Origin of the sequence: Actinoplanes sp. NPDC051859, from assembly GCF_044452725.1 — a bacterium.
GTDB lineage: Bacteria > Actinomycetota > Actinomycetes > Mycobacteriales > Micromonosporaceae > Actinoplanes.
The window spans coordinates 1-17,387 of sequence record NZ_JBITBX010000015.1 but is presented as its reverse complement, the minus strand read 5'-3'; the positions used below and the strand labels follow the sequence as shown (position 1 = coordinate 17,387).

14 protein-coding genes and 1 rRNA gene are annotated in these 17,387 nt (G+C 72.7%); 1 reads left to right on the top strand and 14 read right to left on the bottom strand.

Annotated features, from left to right (window positions below):
* Positions 1-29: 29 nt before the first annotated feature.
* From ACIA1L_RS28985 to ACIA1L_RS28935, 11 genes are all read right to left on the bottom strand, one after another.
* A complete protein-coding gene (locus tag ACIA1L_RS28985; protein ID WP_396076173.1) occupies positions 30-2,195 on the bottom strand; it encodes a hypothetical protein in 2,166 nt (721 codons plus the stop codon).
* A gap of 98 nt (positions 2,196-2,293) precedes the next feature.
* The gene (locus ACIA1L_RS28980; protein ID WP_396076172.1) at positions 2,294-3,421 is read right to left on the bottom strand and encodes a glycosyltransferase family 4 protein; all 1,128 of its coding nucleotides are present in this window, start codon (positions 3,419-3,421) and stop codon (positions 2,294-2,296) included.
* Positions 3,418-4,986 carry a murein biosynthesis integral membrane protein MurJ gene (murJ, locus tag ACIA1L_RS28975; protein WP_396076171.1) on the bottom strand — a complete coding sequence of 523 codons (1,569 nt, stop codon included), beginning with the start codon at positions 4,984-4,986 and terminating at the stop codon, positions 3,418-3,420. The genes ACIA1L_RS28980 and murJ overlap by 4 nt, the downstream gene beginning before the upstream one ends.
* Positions 4,983-5,846, bottom strand: coding sequence for a hypothetical protein (locus ACIA1L_RS28970; RefSeq protein WP_396076170.1), 864 nt, complete (start codon positions 5,844-5,846; stop codon positions 4,983-4,985). The genes murJ and ACIA1L_RS28970 overlap by 4 nt, the downstream gene beginning before the upstream one ends.
* Positions 5,847-5,943: 97 nt before the next feature.
* Complete coding sequence (locus ACIA1L_RS28965) at positions 5,944-6,867, bottom strand: copper transporter (RefSeq protein ID WP_396076169.1); 924 nt, start codon at positions 6,865-6,867, stop codon at positions 5,944-5,946.
* Between the two features lie 28 nt (positions 6,868-6,895).
* The gene (gene steA, locus ACIA1L_RS28960; protein ID WP_396076168.1) at positions 6,896-8,074 is read right to left on the bottom strand and encodes a putative cytokinetic ring protein SteA; all 1,179 of its coding nucleotides are present in this window, start codon (positions 8,072-8,074) and stop codon (positions 6,896-6,898) included.
* A 74-nt stretch (positions 8,075-8,148) separates the two neighbouring features.
* A complete protein-coding gene (gene recN / locus ACIA1L_RS28955) occupies positions 8,149-9,897 on the bottom strand; it encodes a DNA repair protein RecN (RefSeq protein WP_396076167.1) in 1,749 nt (582 codons plus the stop codon).
* A 52-nt stretch (positions 9,898-9,949) separates the two neighbouring features.
* A complete protein-coding gene (locus ACIA1L_RS28950) occupies positions 9,950-10,837 on the bottom strand; it encodes an NAD kinase (protein ID WP_396076166.1) in 888 nt (295 codons plus the stop codon).
* Complete coding sequence (locus tag ACIA1L_RS28945; protein ID WP_396076165.1) at positions 10,834-11,694, bottom strand: TlyA family RNA methyltransferase; 861 nt, start codon at positions 11,692-11,694, stop codon at positions 10,834-10,836. Before ACIA1L_RS28945 ends, ACIA1L_RS28950 begins: the two co-directional genes overlap by 4 nt.
* Before the next feature lie 31 nt (positions 11,695-11,725).
* The gene (locus ACIA1L_RS28940; protein WP_396076164.1) at positions 11,726-12,055 is read right to left on the bottom strand and encodes a hypothetical protein; all 330 of its coding nucleotides are present in this window, start codon (positions 12,053-12,055) and stop codon (positions 11,726-11,728) included.
* The gene (locus ACIA1L_RS28935) at positions 12,052-12,885 is read right to left on the bottom strand and encodes a phasin family protein (protein WP_396076163.1); all 834 of its coding nucleotides are present in this window, start codon (positions 12,883-12,885) and stop codon (positions 12,052-12,054) included. Before ACIA1L_RS28935 ends, ACIA1L_RS28940 begins: the two co-directional genes overlap by 4 nt.
* Before the next feature lie 118 nt (positions 12,886-13,003).
* Between ACIA1L_RS28935 and ACIA1L_RS28930 the strand changes: the two genes are divergently transcribed.
* A complete protein-coding gene (locus tag ACIA1L_RS28930) occupies positions 13,004-13,339 on the top strand; it encodes an alkyl sulfatase C-terminal domain-containing protein (RefSeq protein ID WP_396076162.1) in 336 nt (111 codons plus the stop codon).
* Positions 13,340-13,347: 8 nt separating this feature from the next.
* Here the strand turns inward: ACIA1L_RS28930 and ACIA1L_RS28925 are convergent, their stop codons facing one another.
* The 3 genes from ACIA1L_RS28925 to rrf all read right to left on the bottom strand — a co-directional run.
* Positions 13,348-14,331: an HAD-IIA family hydrolase gene (locus tag ACIA1L_RS28925; protein ID WP_396076161.1), complete on the bottom strand. Its 984-nt coding sequence runs from the start codon at positions 14,329-14,331 to the stop codon at positions 13,348-13,350.
* Positions 14,328-15,227 (bottom strand): Replicase polyprotein 1ab, encoded by a 900-nt coding sequence (locus tag ACIA1L_RS28920; RefSeq protein WP_396076258.1) that lies wholly within the window; start codon positions 15,225-15,227, stop codon positions 14,328-14,330. Before ACIA1L_RS28920 ends, ACIA1L_RS28925 begins: the two co-directional genes overlap by 4 nt.
* Before the next feature lie 2,066 nt (positions 15,228-17,293).
* Positions 17,294-17,387: ribosomal RNA gene (gene rrf, locus ACIA1L_RS28915) — 5S ribosomal RNA — on the bottom strand; the annotation flags it as partial.

Genomic DNA, 17,387 nt, shown 5'->3' with positions numbered 1-17,387 from the left:
CCGTACGTTCGGGCTGCTCGGCGCGCGTGTCAGCGTACGGTCACGCCCTCGGTGCCCGGTTCGTCCACCGCCCGGTCGCGGCGCGAGGACAGACCGGGGCCGCCGGGACCGTCCGTCTCGTCCTCGGCCGGCCGGGTGCGGTCGGCGGCGTGTTCCAGCACGCGCAGAGTGGTCAGGACGTAGAGCGGGACGGCGACGGCGGCGGCCGCACCGGCGATCGCGAAACCGGCGCCGCCGAAGACGCCGGCGAGCACCACCGTGACCGTCGCGCCGGCGAGCGCGGCCCGCAGCGCCGGGTGCAGGCCAAAAACCCGGTTGAGCCCGCCCCACGGCGAGAACTGGCAGAACGCCAGCATCAGCGCACCGACCAGGGCCAGGATCGTCAGCGGGCTGTCCAGGGCGTGCGCGCTGGACGTGGCTACGCGTTGGATGGCCGGCCCGGCCGTGCCGTCGAGCAGTGCGGTCAACGAACGGCCAAGGCTGCCCTGCTCCAGGGTCGGACGGCGCCAGTCGAGGACGGCGAAGCCGATGGTCACGCCGAACCCGGCGAGGGACGCCCAGGCGACCCGGGGAAAGGTGAGCCAACCGCCGGTGCTGATCGCCGCCGCCACGCACACACCCGCCGTCACAGCAACCGCGCCGAGCGGGTCCGCGCCCAGGTACGGGCTGCCCACAGTGATCACGGTGAGGCCGCCGACCAGGACCACGACCACGGGGCGCCAGGGACGGCGTACCCATTGAGCGGCGCAGCCGGCCGCGGTCAGGGCGCCCGCCACGAACACGCCCAGCCCCACGCTGCCGACGCCCGCATAGCGGGCGCCCTCGATGGCCGAATAGCCCGCAACGCCGTTGAGCTGGAGGTGCGCCCCGGTCAGGAGGTCCGCGCCGATGACCCCGGCGGCGACCGCCGCGATCAGGCCCACCGGCCAGAGCGTGCGCCCGAACCGAGGCGCGAACCGGATGACGGCCGTCCCGAGTGCGGTCAGCGCAAACGCCAACGCGGCGAAGGCAAAACCGGGCCGCTCGGCGCGCCACCACGGCACCGCATCGGCCAGCAGGGCGGCCGGAATCGCCAAGGCAGCGGCGACCAGCAACACCTCCACCGCCCACACCACCATGCGCGGCGCGGCTGCGGGACCGGTCGGGCCGGCATGCCGCCGGGCCCGCATCATCAACGGCACTACCAGCAAGAACACCGCCAACTGTACGGCGGACAGCCCGGTGAAGAACGTCTCGGTGATGCCCAACTGGACCGCGGCCCGCCGGTTCGCGTCATGCTCGCCGAGCACCGAGTCGTCCGGCGACGCGGGACGCCCCGACACCGTCTGTGCGGTACGCCCGGTGAACAGCTTCTCCGGCGCGGCCCGCCCCAGCGCGGTGAGGATCGTCGGTGCCAGGTCGACCAGTTGCAGGTAGCCGTCGCGGCCGGTGCCGGCGGAGGTCAGCCACCCGCCCTGCCAGCCCGGCCCGTCGGCGATCGCCACGTGCAGCCGCGACGAGGTGTCCGTGTCCGCAACGCCCGCCACCACGAGCAACGATCGCTCGGGCCGGGCAGCCACCACCCGCGCCAGGGCGGCGTCCGCAGCGGTCACCTGCTGCTCCCGGACCGCCCCGGAACCGCTCACAGAGCCTAGGTCGACCATGCTCAACACGCACTGGGTGAAGAGGCCCTTGGGGTCTGCGGGCAGCACGGGGACGTACCGGTCGACCCGACCGAAGGGCCGGGCCGCGGCGATGGCCGCGCCGGGTCCGACCGCGTTGGTGCAGCGCACGGACTCGGCGAGTGCACCGGGCACCGCGCCGTACGGCTGGTTGTCGGCGTTGGCGCGGACCACGCTGCTCAGTTGGGGCAGGTTGGCGCCGATGCCGTCGGGTCGTTCCAGCACCGGGCCGACCGCCGGGCACTGGCCGGACACCGGGCGCGCGTCCCACACCGCGTAGTTGCCGGCTCCCAGGGTCAGCCAGCCGTCGTCGGGGCAGGTGGCGTGGTGTGCCGAGCGGACGGACAGCCAGCCGATCGATCCTCGGGTCGCTGCCTGCCACAGGGCGGGCGTCCGTTGCGGGTCGAGGTCGTCCCAGCGCAGCCCGGCCGCACCGGCGACGATCACATAGTCGGCCGTGTCGCCGGGCACGTCGGCGGTGGGCCGCACGGACAACCCGGTCAGGCTCGCCGCGACGGTCAGCAGGATCAGCATGATCGGCACCCAGCCCCGCCCACGCCGCGAGCGGGACGGTGGCGCCGAGTCCGGCCTGCTCCCCCGGCGGACCCCGGCGAGCAGGCGGCGCGGCAGCGTCACCCTTGGCCCGCCGGCACACCGGTGACCGACGCGTACGCCCGCAGCACATCGGCGACGGTGTCCTGCTCCGTAGGCCAGGTCGCCGCCTGTCGGGGCCCCCGGGCGGCATAGTCGGCCCGCATCGCCGGGTCGGCGAGCAGGTCCCGGACGGCAGTGTCGAGTGCGTCGACGTCGCCGGGCGGGATGAGCACCGCCGCGTCGCCCACCAGGCCGGGCAGCCCACCCACCGCTGTGGAGATCAGTGGTACGCCGGCGTGCAACGCCTCCTGCGCGAACAGCTGCCGAGCCTCCCAGTCGCTGGTGATCACGGCGAGGTCCGCCCCGGCGAGCAGGTCGGGCACGTCCGTACGGTGGCCGAGCAGGTGGACGCGGGCCCGCAACTCGGAGGCACGCTGAGCCAGGAGCATGTAGCTGGGTCCGCTGCCGGCGATCACGGTGACCGGTGCGGGGTCGCGGTCCCGCCAGCGGGCCGCGGCTTCCAGCAGCACGTCATAGCGCTTTTGCGGGTGCAGCCGGCCCACCGAGACGATCAACGGCACCTCGGGGCCGAGCCGGAACTCGGCCCGGACCGCGGCGCGGGTGCGCTTGGGTGTGCCCAGCGCCGGGGCGGCCACTGCACCCAGGCGGGCCTCCCGGGCGCCGAGCGTCTCCGCCCGGGCAACCAGGTCTTCCGACGCGCCCAGGGTCAGCGCCGCGGAGCGGGCCACGATCCGTTCGACGAGGGCGGAGGCGCTGCCGCGCAGGCCGCGGGCCAGGACGGCGTTGTGCCAGGTGACAACGAGCGGCGCCGGTGGGCGCGCGAGGGCGGCGACGAATGCAGCGCGCAAGCCGTGGGCGTGGACGACGGCGATATCGCGGCCGCTGAGCGCGCGACGCAGCGCGCGGATCGCGCTGGAGTCCTGCGGGCCGGGGTTCGCGGGGATCTCGACCGGGGCGAACTCGGCGCCGGCCGCCGAGAAGCCGAAATGCTCGTCGGTTGCCACGGGCCCGCAGACCAGGACTGCACATCCGGCCGCGAGCAGACCGCGGGCGAGGGAGGCAATGTGCTGACCGACCCCGCCAGTGCTGGAACCGAGCACCAGGGCGACCGACCCCTGCCACGACGCCTGCGCCGCGTCCGTCACGTGCGATCCCTCCCGGGAAGTTTCGAGACCAGCGAGCGGAGGTAGCGCCGGTCGAACGGATGGACCACCGCGGCGAACGCGACCGCGACGACAACCCCGCCCAGCATGCCTTGCAGAAGGCTGCCCCATACGCCCGGGGTACCGCCGAATGCGTGCCGTAGTGCGGCGACCACGCCCCACCCGGCGCCACCTGCGACCGCCGCCGCCACGATACCCACCACGCTCGCCCGGAGCAGTCCGGAAAGCGCCTCCGGCCCGGCGTGGCGGCGTACGCCCAGCACCAGCAGCAGTCCGATCACCGACATGCCGATGGCGTTCGCGGCGCCGAGGCCGGCGAGTTCGGTCGGCCCGTCGAGGACGGTGGTGAATCCCAGCACAGCAACGGCGGCAAGTCCCCACCCGGCAGCGGTGGGCAGGGCAGCAGCCCGGGTGGCGCCGCGCGCGTACAGGGCTCGGGAAAGCAGCGCGAACAGGGTGTATCCCAGCAGGCCGGGCGCGAAGCCGACGATGGCCGGCGCGGCTGCGGGCGTGGAGATGAGGAAGGCGGCGGGCTGGGCGAGTGCGGCCAGCGCTGCGGCTCCCAGACAGGCGAGCAGCATCGCCGAGCGGGCGGCGGGTGCCAGGGCGGCGGTGAAGGATTCCTCGTCGCGGCGGGCGAAAGCGGCGGCCAGGCGCGGATATACGGCGGTCGCCACCGGCACGGCGAGCACCGCCCACGGCAGCAGGAAGACGGTCTGCGCTGCCATGTACCTGGTCAACGGGCCGTCGGCGGCGACCGAGAGCACGGCGGCGAGCACCAGCTGCTGTGCGCCGACGGTGACCGCCCCGGCCCAGCCGAGACGAAGTGCTTGGCGGCCTTCGTCGCCGGGGAAGCTCAGGGTAGGGCGTAGCCGCAGCCGACGCAGCGGGATCAGCAGGCACAGCGCGAGCACGACAACGCCCAGGGTCGTGCCGCCGGCGAGGATCAGCTCACCGGTACGGCTCAGCCCGGCGACGCCGCTGCGGGCGCCGTCGACCAGGGCGTAGCTGAGGTAGGCGCCCATGACGGTCACGCTGGACAACAGCGGCGCGATGACCGGCCAGGCGAAGCGGTGGTGGGCCTGCAGCACACCCGTGAGCACGATGCCGATGCCGTACAGCGGGAGTTGCGGCGCGAAGATCCGCAGCATCCGCGCGACCACGAGTTGCTCGTCGGGTTCGAAATGGAACAGCCCCGAGACCGGGCCGGCGAGCAGTGCGACCAGCACCGCCAGCGGCACCGTCAGGGCCAGCACCCAGGTGAGCAGAGCGGAGGCGACTGCACTGACCCGCTGCCGGTCGCCCGCGTCGACCGCCCCGGCGAGCAACGGTACGACCAGGCTGGCCAGGGCGCCACCCGCGACCAGCTCGAACACGACGTTCGGAACGCTGTTGGCGGCGTTGTAGACGTTCGCGAGCCCGTCTTCACCGACCGCACGCAGAAAGACCAGGAGCCGTCCGAAACCCGCGATGCGAGCCACGATCGTCAGGACCGCGATGACGGCGGCCGCTCCGGCCAGCCCCGCGCGGGCGCGGGTCGGGGTCACGAAGTCGGGCGGCGGCCCAGCGCGTCGAGTTCGCGCAGCCCCGGGGTGTCCTGAATGACCTTGGTGAAACTGACCTTCTCGCTGGCCGCGGTCAGTCCGGCGAGCACCACGAGGGCCAGCGCACGCCCGGTGGGGCCGGTCTTCGCGGCGAGAGCCACGCCGAGCAGCGCGCCGAGCGCATTGGCACCGGAGTCGCCGAGCATGATTTCTTCGTCCAGGTCGGCGGGCAGCAGCGCCGCGCTTGCGCCGAGTGTGCCGGCGGTCAGCGCCCCGCCGCGGCCGACGACCATCGGCGTACCGATGATCATGGCTGCTTTGCTGGCCCGGCCGGGCCGCAGGTCGAGCAGGTTGAGCAGGTTCGCCGTGCCCGCGATGACGCCGGCGCCCAGCAGCACATCGGCCGCACGCCGGACCGCGCCGGCTTGCTGGCGGGCCTGGTGGGCGCGGACGCCGGGATCGCGGGCCAGCAGCGCCGCGGCGCACAGCCCAGCCGCACCCACTCCGGCGATCTTGACGAGCCCACTGGTGACGCGGCCCTCGCGGAGCGCGCCGAGATGGCCTCGGAAGCCTTTCGTGGACTTCTGCTCGGGCCGGCTACCCACGACATCGTCATAGAACCCGACCGCGCCGCCGGTCGCCCCGGCGGTGAGCACCGCCAGCGCGGCGGCGGCGCTCGGCGCGCCCACAGCGGCTCCCAGGGTGGCGCCGGCGGCCAATGCGGGGCCACCGGCGAGTGACACCGTGCGACCGTGGAAGTTGGTGCGGTCGAGTTCACCCGCGCGGGGATCACGGCGGATCCATGCCAGTGCGGCCCGGGCGGCAAGCGCACCAAGGCCGGCCGACTTCACCCTGCTGGCCATGCGTCTGCTCCTGACTCGCGACGACCGGCCGCCACGCGACGGCCGACCGCCGAGTCTAGGGCGTACGGCCCCGGACCGGCGCGGTGACTCGGCGGGGTCAGGGTGCGGTCTTGGGAACCCGGGCGGTGGCGTCCAGGCCGTACTGGCCGACCTTGCCCGTCATCCGCTCGACCACCGTCAGCGCGGTCGCCAGCTGGCCCTGAGCGGTGTTCGCGTTGTCCACTGTGGAAACCCTCTGGACCAGTGACGGGTCGTTACGCACCTCGGAGACGAGGTTGCCCTCCCCGATCCCACTGCCGGCTACCACCACCGGACGGTCCTTCGAGAACTGGGTAGCCACCGTGACCGCATGCTGGTTCTTCTGGCCCGCGTCCCGGTCGACCGGCGGAAGACCCGACACCACCACGGTCACCTCCGCGCCCGGCACAGCTTCCCCGCCGGCCTCCAGATATCCCGAGGCGGTGTAGGCGGCCAGCACCGACGTCAGATCCTGCTCAGCGACCGGAGGGGTCTTCACCAGCAGCGCCCGAGCGAGCAGCGCACTGGAGGTCTCCACGCCGTCGCTGTTCAGCGGGAGCCCGTCGATCTCCACGGTCGGACGGGACGCCTTCTCAGCGAGTCCCAGCAGCTCGCTGCGAGCGTTTGCCGGGTCGAGGAATTTATCCTGCAACGTCACCTGGGCGGTGACTGTGGCGCCGGCGACCCGCAACATCTTGGTCACGCCGTCTGCCGAGTCTTTGCCGCTCGGCAGAACGACGACGACGATCCGGCGGCCGGTGAGCTTGCCGGCGAGCAGCGCCGGGGCCAGTTCGGTGGCGAACTCCTCGCTGCGGTTCAGCTCCTCGTGGAACTGGTTGGCCTGCGCGCGGTAGTTGCCGTTGTCCTTGCGCAGCTCGTCGACCTGGTTCTGCAGGTTGTCGGCCAGCGGCCCGTTGAGCGCGGCGGTGCCCACCACCAGACCGATAGCGAGCGCGAGGAAGACCGCGGTGAGCGACACCACGTGGTACCGGAAGTTGATCACAACAATGCCTCGTGGTCCGTATCGCCGATCAGAAGAGCTGTCCCAGTTGGAAGATGAGATTGTCCCACCACTCGGACACCACGGACAAATAAGCCTTACCGACCGTCGACACCGCCACGGCCGACGCCATCGCCGCGAGCGCCGACAGGACCAGCAACAGCAGCGACGACCCGGAGAAGTTCTGCTTGTAGAGCCGGCTGACGCCCTTGGCGTCCACCAGCTTGCCGCCGACCTTGAGCCGGGTGAGGAAGGTCGACGCCATGCCGCCGCGCCCCTTGTCGAGGAACTCGACCAGGTTGGCGTGGGTGCCCACGGCGACGATCAAGGACGCGCCCTTGTCGTCGGCGAGCAGCATGGCAAGGTCCTCGCTGGTGGCCGCGGCGGGGAAGGTGGTGGCCTGCACCCCGAGCCCGTGCACCCGGGACAGCCCCGGCGCGCGCCCATCCGGGTACGCGTGGACGATGACCTCCGCACCGCAGCGCAGCACGTCGTCGGTGACCGAATCCATGTCGCCGATGATGATGTCCGGGGTGTAACCCGACTCGACCAGCGCATCGGCGCCGCCGTCCACCCCGATCAGGACCGGCTTGCATTCCCGGATGTACGGCCGCAGCACGTCCAGGTCGGCCTTGTAGTCATAGCCGCGGACGACGATCAGCACGTGCCGCCCGGCGATGCTGGTCACCACGTCGGGCACGCCGACGCCGTCGAGGAGAAGGTCTCGCTCCTGCTTGAGGTAGTCCATGGTGTTGGCGGCAAACGCCTCGAGCTGCACCGACAGCCCCTCGCGCGCGTCGGCCATCGCCTTGGCGACCGACTCCGCGTCCTGACGGAGGCCGGATGCGATCGGCTTGTCGTCCCGCAGCACGGTGTCGTTGTCGAGGCTGATCACGTCACCCTCGTTGAGCTGGTCGAAGATCTCCTCGCCGAGGTTGTCGATCAGCACGATGCCGGCCTGGACGAGCACTTCGGGACCCAGGTTGGGGTAGCGCCCGGAGATCGACGGCTTGACGTTGAGCACCGCCGCGACGCCGACGGCGACCAGCGAGTCGGCCGCCACCCGGTCGATGTCCACGTGGTCGACGACCGCGATGTCACCGGGGCGCAGCCGCCCGACCAGGCGCTTGGTCCGGCGGTCGAGACGAGCGGTGCCGGCTACAGCCCCGGGTTCGACGCTCCGGGTCCGGCGCAAGGTGGGAAGTCGCATCCCGGCCATCCTGACACGCCGGATCGACCTGCCCGAACGCGACATGCGCAAGGTCACCCAGGGAAAGCGACAAATCACCCGCTGTGCTTCTCCCGGTCGGCCACCGCCAGCAGTTCCTCCGCGTGCGCGATGCCCAGGTCGGAGTCGGGCAGGCCGGCCAGCATCCGGGCCAGCTCCCGCGCCCGCTCGGTCTCCTCGACGATCCGCACGCCGCTCGTGGTGATCGCGCCGCCGGTGTCCTTCGCGACGACCAGATGCCGATCGGCGAACGCGGCCACCTGCGGCAGGTGCGTCACGACCAACACCTGATGGGTACGCGCCAAGCGGGCCAACCGTCGCCCGATCTCCACCGCCGCTTGACCGCCCACCCCGGCGTCGACCTCGTCGAAGACCAGAGTCGGCGGGCCACCCGCCCCGGCGAAGACGACCTCGATCGCCAGCATGACCCGGGACAGCTCGCCACCGGAAGCGCCCTTCTGCAACGGCAGGGCCGGGGCACCCGGGTGCGCGATCAGCCGCAGCTCGATCTCGTCGGCACCGTCCGGTCCGGCGGCGAGGCCGTCGATGACCGGCTCGTCGCGCCCGGCGCTGCGCGGCAACACCCCGATCTCCACCCGCGCGTGCGGCATCGCCAGCCCGGCCAACTCGACGCTGACCTGATCGGCGAAGCGTCCGGCGGCCTCGGTGCGGGCCGCGGTCAACCGTCCCGCCAGCTCGGCGACCTGCCCGGCCAGCCGCAGCCGCTCCTTGTCCAGCTCGTCCAGCAGGTCGTCGGACGTGTCCAGGTCAGCGAGCCGGGTGCGGGCGTGCTCGGCCCAGGCGATGACCCCGTCGATGTCGTCGGCGTACTTGCGGGTCAGCGACCGCAGCGCCGCCCGCCGCTCGTAGATGGCCTCCAGCCGAGCCGGGTCGGCGTCGAGCCGGTCCAGATAGCCGGACAGCTCGGCGGACACGTCGCCGATCAACGTTGCCGCCTCCTCGAGCCGGGCGGCGAGCTCGCTCAACGCCGGATCCACTCCGGCCTGCGCCTCGAGGGTGCGCCGGGCGGTGCCCAACAACAGCGTCGCGTCCGGCGTCTCATCCGCGGCTTCCACACCACCGGCGAGCACCTGCGCGGCGAGCGACGCGGCGGTGCGCAGCCCCTCGGCATGCTCCAGCCGCTGCACCTCGGCGCGCAGCTCGTCATCCTCACCCGGCTGCGGGTTGACCCGACTGATCTCGTCCAGGCCGAGCTTGAGCAGGTCGGCTTCCTGGTTACGCTCCCGCGCGTTGCGGCGCCGGTCGGCGAGATCGTCGACCACGGAACGCCACTGCGTGTACGCCTGCCGGTAGGTCTCCAGCAGCTTCTCATGGTCGGGACCGGCGTAGCGGTCCAGCGCCGCGCGCTGCTCGGCCGGGCGCAACAGACGCAACTGGTCGGACTGCCCGTGCACGGCAACGACCTGCTCGCCCACCTCGCCCAGCATCGCCACCGGCATGCCCCGCCCGCCGACATGCGCTCGCGAGCGGCCCTCGATCGTCACCGTGCGGCTCAGCAACACCGAGCCGTCGTCGTCGACCTCCGCACCCGCGTCGACGATGCGCGCCTGCACCGCGCCGGCGAGGTGCCCGGCGAGGCGCAGCCGCCCCTCGACCACCGCGCGGCCCGGGTCAGCCCGCACCCGTCCCGCGTCGGCCCGGCCGCCGAACAGCAGCCCCAGCCCGGTCACCACCATCGTTTTGCCGGCCCCGGTCTCGCCGGTGATGGCGTTCATGCCCGTGGTCAGCTTCAGCGTCGTGTCGTCGATGACGCCGAGCCCGGTGATGCGCAGTTCCTCCAGCACAGGGCGAACAGTATCGGTGCCCACCGACAATCGCCCAGTGCGGTCCCGCTCATCAGCGTCGATTACCGCGCCACCCCTCCACGGGCAGGTGGAACTTAGCCACCAGCGTGTCGGTGAACGGCCGCGGCTTGAGCCGTACCAGCCGCACCGGAAGCCGCCCCCGTTCGACCGTGACCTGCGCACCGGGCGGCAGATCCCAGGTCCGCCGCCCGTCGCAGCACAGCACCGCAAACGACGTGTAAGGGTCCACCGTCAGCACAAACGTCGACGTCGGCGCGGTCACGATCGGCTTGCTGAACAAGGCGTGCGCGCTGATCGGCACCAGCAGCAGCGCCTCCACTTCCGGCCACACGACCGGGCCACCCGCGGAGAACGCGTACGCCGTCGAGCCCGTCGGTGTGGCGCACACGACACCGTCGCAGCCGTAGCGGGACAGTGGCCGCCCGTCGACGTCGACGAGCAGCTCGAGCATCTGCGCCCGCTGCCCCTTCTCGACACTCACCTCGTTGAGCGCCCACGAGTCGGCGATCAGCCGGCCGTCGTACTCGGCGCGGACGTCGAGGGTGAGCCGTTCGTCCACGGTGTAGTCGCCGGCGACGATGTCCCGGACGGTCTGGTCGATGTTCTGCAGCTCGGCTTCGGCGAGGAACCCCACCTTGCCGAGGTTGATGCCGAGCAGCGGCGCCTTCGCCGGCCGGGCCAGCTCGGCGGCGCGCAGAAAGGTGCCGTCCCCACCGAGCGCGAAAACAATCTCCACGCCCTCGGCGGCGGTCGGATCGTCGACCGGGGTGACGCCGGGCGGCAGTTCGAGATCGTCGACCTCCTCGGCGATGACCCGCACTTCGAAACCGGCGGCGACCAGGTCCTGCGCGACAGCCTGGGCATGCTGGGTGCTCTGCCGCCGCCCGGTGTGCGTCACCAACAGTGCAGACCGGGTCATGCGTCCCCCATCTCCGGCGAATCCGGCAACGCTGCCGACCCGCCGGAGGTTACCGCGCCGGTAGGCCCGGCGGCGACCACCGCATGCACCCGCTCGGCGTCCGCGGGCGGGGCTCCCCGGCGGAACCACACGAAGAACTCCACGTTGCCACTCGGCCCGGGCAACGGACTCGCCGCCACGGCTGCGACGCCCAACCCCTGCTCAGCGGCCGCCGCGGCGACATCGAGCACCGCTTCGGCGCGCAGCAGCGGGTCACGAACCACCCCACCGGCGCCGACCCGTTCCTTGCCGACCTCGAACTGCGGTTTCACCATCAGGGCGAGGTCACCGTCGGGGGCGGTGCACGCACTCAGCGCGGGCAGCACCAGCCGCAGCGAGATGAACGACAGGTCGGCCACGGTCAGCGCCACCGGCCCGTCCAGCACGTCCGGGGTCAGCGTCCGAACGTTCGTACGCTCCATGACAGTCACGCGTTCATCCGTCCGCAAGGGCCACGCGAGCTGCCCGTAGCCGACGTCGACCGCGTACACCCGGGCAGCGCCGTTGCGCAGCAACACATCGGTGAAGCCGCCGGTGGAGGCGCCCGCGTCGAGGCAGCGCTTGCCCCGTACGGTCAGCTCGGGGAAGGCGGTCAACGCGCCGGCCAGCTTGTGGCTACCCCGGGAGACGTACTCGTCGGCCGGGTCCTCGCCGGTGACCACCACCGGGTCGGCCGGATCGATCATCGTGGCGACCTTGGCCGCCACCGTGCCGCGGACCTGGACTCGCCCGGCGGCGACCAGTGCCGCGGCCTGTTCCCGGGAGCGGGCCAGCTTGCGGCGGACAAGCTCAGCGTCAAGACGCGCGCGGCGGGCCATCAGGACACCACCTTCGCAGCGGTACGGGTCATCAACGGTCGATGCTCGCCAGCGTTTCCTGGAGCACCTGGTGCGCGGCTTCGTACTCGGCGATCTGGTCAGCCGGCGCCAAGGCGGCGGCGTTCGCGAGTGACTGCAGCACCGCGTCCACCGCGGGGTGGCCGGTCGACGCCGACCCGTTCAGCAGCTCCGGGGTGATCTCGACGCGCGGCAGGACGGGTGCCTGCTGTCCGGGCGGCGGCGCAGGACGAGCGGCCGCCCCGGCAGGCATGCCAGGCCGGAAACCGCCGGGCGGCGGGCCAGGCCGGAAACCGCCGGGCGGCGGACCGGGGCGCGGCGGCTGCTGGTTCGGGTACGTCACGGCATGACCTCCGGCGTCGTGCTGTCCGGGCCGGCGACCTCAGGTGCCGGCGTGACTTTCGCAGGGGTGGCTTTCGGGTTGGCCTTGACCGGTGTGGCCTTGGCAGTCTTTCCGGGAGCGGCTTTGCCAGGGGCGGCCTTCCGGGGCGCGCGCTTCACCGGCGGAAGGACCGTCTCAGCGGCGGCCGCTTTCACCGGCGCGGTCGGTGCAGCGGCAGTTCCGGCGGGCTCGCTGCCGGTGGCCGCCGCCTGCCGGGCTGCTTTCGCGGCCTTGGTGGCCTTCGCGGGCACCGCCTTGCCCGGCATGGCGGTCGCCGGGGTGGCCTTCTTCGCGACCTTGCGCGCGGGTTCCGCCGCGGCCGGCATCGCGTTCGGGGTGACCGGCTTGGCCGCTTTCTTCGCGACCGCCTTCTTCATGGCCTTCTTCACCACGGCCTTGTCCACGACGGCCTGCTGTGCCGGGGGCACGACCGCGGCCGGGCCGGGCTCGGCGATGGTCACGTCCGCGGCGGGCTCGACGCCGGACTGCGCACGCGCCGCCTTGAGTTCCTTTTCGAGGTCACGCACCCGCGCGGTCAGGTCGGACACTTCATCGGCGGTGGCGAGCCCGACCAGGCCGAGGGCGCGGTCCACCTCGTAGCGCACGATGTTGGTCAGCGCCTCACGGTTAGCCACGCCGGTCGACAGGAGGTCCTCCACCAGGCCCTGCAACTGCCCGGCCGTCGCACCACCCTTGGTGAGAAGTTCGCCGGCAACCTTCTGTGCCTTCTTGCGCGGTGCCTCCGTCAAGCCGAGCGCCATCTCCAGATACGCCCGCCATGCGTCCTGCATGAGCCTCTCCCCTCGCGCTCGCGCCACGATCGTGCTGCTGCCACGCTACCGGGCATACCCGGTCCCGCCGTCGGGTACCGTGCGGATCGAGATCGGGTGTCGCGGAAGGAGAGCCCCAGTGGCCGACGTGGACGAGTGCCGTCAGGCGTTGCATCAGCTGGCGGCCCGGCTGGACGCCCACGCGGAGACCCGCGGCAAGCTCGACCTCGATCGCACGCTGGCTTGCCGGGTGCCGGATCTGGCGACGGCGTTCCACGCCAGGCTGGTCGGCGGCCGCCTGATCGACATCGCCGACGGCGACGACCCCAAGGCGAAGATCGCGCTGACTGCCGCCAGCGACGACCTCATCGCCCTGGTGACCGGGAAGCTGGACGTCACCAGGGCGATCGCCGCGCGGCAGGTGCAGGTCAAGGCCAACCCGCTCGACCTGCTGAAGCTCCGCAAACTGCTGTAGCGGTCGGGTCAGACCAGCCACTCGCCGAGCAGCTTGGCCGCATTGTCGGAGCCCGCCCGCGGCGTACCCCCGGCCCACATGAAGCCACACAGCAGCCGCAACGCGTCGACCGACGAGCCACCGCCTTCGAGCCGGCCGTCCGCCAGCTGCCAGCCACCGGCCGACATCGCACCGACCGGGATCCGCGCGTCCTGCGCCGGAGCAAACAACCCGGAAAGATCGGCACACACGTACGTCGGACGGCGCGATGCCGGCGCGGTAAGCAGTTCCGCCGGTCCGCTCACTCCGGTCAGCACGAGCACGCTGTCCATCCCGGCCCGGACCGCTCCCTCGATGTCGGTGTCCAGGCGGTCACCCACACACAGCGGACGCCGCGAACCGGACAGCGACGCCGCGGTCTCGAACAGCGCCGGGGCGGGCTTGCCCACCACCACGTCAGGCTCCCGGTCCAGCGCTGTCCGCAACACCGACACCAGCGACCCGTTGCCGGGCAGCGGGCCACGCGGACTCGGCAGCGTACGGTCGGTGTTGGTCGCCATCCACAGCGCCCCGGCCCGGACCGCGAGCGACGCCTCGGCCAGCACCCGCCAGCCCACCTCGGGGCCGTAGCCCTGCACGACCGCCGCGGGTGACTCGTCGGCATGCTCCACCGGGGTCAGCCCGGCGTCGCGCACCTCGGCCCGCAATGCGTCAGCCCCCACCACGAGCACGGGTGCCCCCGCCGGCAGCCGCTCGGCCAGCATCGCCGCGGCAGCCCCGGCGGAGGTCAGGACCTCGTCGGTGGCGGCGGGCACGCCCATGCCGGTGAGCAGCGCAGCGACGTCAGCCGCCCGCCGGGACGCGTTGTTCGTCGCGTACGCCACCGCGGTCCCACCGGCCCGCAGTCGCTCCACGGCCTCGGCCGCCCCGGCGATCGGCTTGTCGATCAGGTAGACCACGCCGTCCAGATCGAAGACGACGAGGTCGTACCCGTCGGCGAGGGCGTCACTCACGCCCGGTCGCCCGCTTTGTCGTCCCCAGCCTTCTCATCCTCGGCCTTGTCGACCGCCTTCAGGTCACTCGCATCCCGGTCGGCGTCAGCGTCGACATCGAGTTCCAGCCCGTCAACCGGCTCGTCGCCAGCTCCCAGCTCGTCCTCGTCAGCCTCATCCTCGTCGGCGTCGTCGGCGTCGTCCTCATCGGCGTCGTCCTCGTCGGCGTCGTTCCGGCCGTCCGAAGCGTCGTCGAGGTAGGCCGCGTCAGCGTCCTCCCCAGCGACCGGGTTCTCAGCGGCGTCGTTCTCAGCCGCCTCGTCCTCGTCGTCCTCATCGCCCTCGATGGTGACGCCGTCGAGTTCCAGCAACCGCTCCGCAGCGTCAGTCAGGTCGTCCTCATCGGCGGTCGCGGCCCGCGAGAACCACTCCCGCGCTTCCTCGCGACGCCCCGCAGCCAGCAGCGCATCCGCGTAGGCGTACCGCAGTCGCGCCGCCCAGTCAGCGGCGTCATCCGAGGTCAGCTCCTTGACCTGCAGCATCGCCACGGCGGCGTCGTGCTGGTTGAGGTCGCCCCGCGCGCCAGCCGCAACGATCAGCAGCTCAATCGCGCCGGCCTTGTCGAGCGCCTCCCGGTCGGCACCGCGGAACAGATCAATCGCCCGTTCCGGGCGCCCCAACGCGCGCTCACAGTCGGCCAGTTCGGCCAGGTGGGTCTGCAGGCCCGTCATCCGATGGTACGTCCGCAGCTCCGCGATAGCCGTCGTCCAGTCCCCCGCGGCGTACGCGGCCAGCCCCACGGCTTCCCGCACCACGGCGATCCGCGACGCCAGCCGCCGCGCCGCAACGGCGTGCTGCAGAGCGAGCTCGGAATCTTCGTCAATGATCGTCCCAGCAGCTACGAGGTGCCGCGCCACCCGGTCGGCGGTATCCCGCGACAGGCTCAGCAGCTCGGCGCGCACCTCCTTGTCCAGGTCGGTCGCGACGATGTCCTCCGGGATGTCCGGGGTCTGGAAGGCGGGCTGCTCGTCCCGGCCCAGCTCCCGAGGCGCCTGCTCATCCCGCGGTCCCCGCTCGAACCGAGGCCCACGGTCGTCCCGCGTCCCCCGCTCGTCACGCGGCCCCCGGTCGTAACGGGGCCGGTCCTCACCGCCGCGGTCGTAGCGGGGCCGGTCCTCACGCGGTCCCCGGTCGTCGCGGAACCCACGGTCCTCGCGCGGCCGGTCGAAACGCGGCCGATCGTCGCGCGGCCCGCGGTCGTCCCGGCGGAATCCACCGTCCCGCGAACCACCCTGCGGCCGATCGCCCTGCGGCCGATCGCCACGGAAGCCGCCGGTCCGGTTGCCCGGCCGGTCGCCGCCACCCTGGAAACCGCCGCGGTCACCGCCACCCTGGTAGCCGCCGCGGTCACCGCCACCCTGGTAGCCGCCACGGTCACGGTCGCCGCCGCGGAACCCGCCGCCCTGCGGCCGGTCGCCACCGCGGAAACCACCCCGGTCGCCACCGCCCTGGAAGCCGCCACGCGGCCCACCCTCGGTCCGGTCCCCGCGGAATCCACCGCGATCCCCGCCGCCTTGGTAGCCGCCACGGTCACGGTCGCCGCCACGGAACCCGCCGCCCTGCGGCCGGTCGCCACCGCGGAAACCGCCGCGGTCGCCGCCGCCCTGGTAGCCGCCACGGTCACGGTCGCCGCCACGGAACCCGCCGCGGTCGCCGCCACCTTGGTAGCCACCACTCTGCGGCCGGTCACCGCCACGGAACCCGCCCCGGTCGCCGCCGCCCTGGTAGCCGCCACGGTCACGGTCGCCGCCACGGAACCCGCCGCCCTGCGGCCGGTCACCGCCACGGAAACCACCCCGGTCGCCGCCACCCTGGAAGCCGCCACGGTCACGGTCGCCACCACGGAAACCGCCCCGGTCGCCGCCACCCTGGTAACCACCGCGGTCACGATCGCCGCCACGGAAACCACCGCGGTCGCCCCCACCTTGGTAACCACCGCTCTGCGGCCGGTCACCGCCACGGAAAACACCCCGGTCGCCACCACCCTGGAAGCCGCCACGGTCACGGTCGCCACCACGGAATCCACCGCGGTCGCCACCGCTTTGCGGCCGGTCACCACCGCGGAAACCTCCGCGGTCGCCCCCACCTTGGTAACCACCGCTCTGCGGCCGGTCGCCGCCACGGAACCCGCCCCGGTCGCCGCCGCCCTGGTAACCACCGCGGTCGCGGTCACCGCCACCCTGCGGCCGGTCACCGCCACGGAACCCACCCCGGTCGCCACCACCCTGGTAACCACCGCCTTGCGGCCGGTCGCCGCCACGGAACCCACCCCGGTCGCCACCACCCTGGTAACCACCGCCTTGCGGCCGGTCGCCGCCACGGAACCCGCCCCGGTCGCCGCCGCCCGGGTAACCACCGCGGTCACGGTCACCGCCGCGGAACCCGCCGCCCTGCGGCCGATCCCCACCACGGAAACCGCCCCGGTCGCCACCGCGGTCACGATCAGCACCACGGAACCCACCGCGGTCGCCGCCGCCCTGGTAACCACCACGGTCACGGTCACCGCCACGGAACCCGCCGCCCTGCGGCCGGTCACCGCCACGGAAACCGCCGCGGTCGCCACCACCCTGGTAGCCGCCACGGTCACGGCGGGGGGCGCTCCCGTCTCCCCGGTCACCGCGGGGGTTTCCGTCGGAGCCACCGTCACGATCCCGGCGGGGCCGGCTCTCGTCGTCGCGGTTGCCGCCGTCCTGCGGTCCTGGGTTCACGGGTCAAATCCTTCCGATTTCGGCGGTACCGCGCGGAGGGCGGTCGCCGGAGCACTTCACATTCAGGGGTACAACGGGTACACGTCGGTCCGGCACGGACCGCGACGCACATCGGTGGCGTCGCGGGAGCGTCCGTACCACGCTACTAGGCACCGGACACGCAAAAGCAGTCGAGGGCCAACCCCCGTAGGGGAAGGCCCTCGACTGTACGTTGAGTCCGGCGGCGTCCTACTCTCCCACACCCTCCCGAGTGCAGTACCATCGGCGCTGGAGGGCTTAGCTTCCGGGTTCGGAATGAGACCGGGCGTT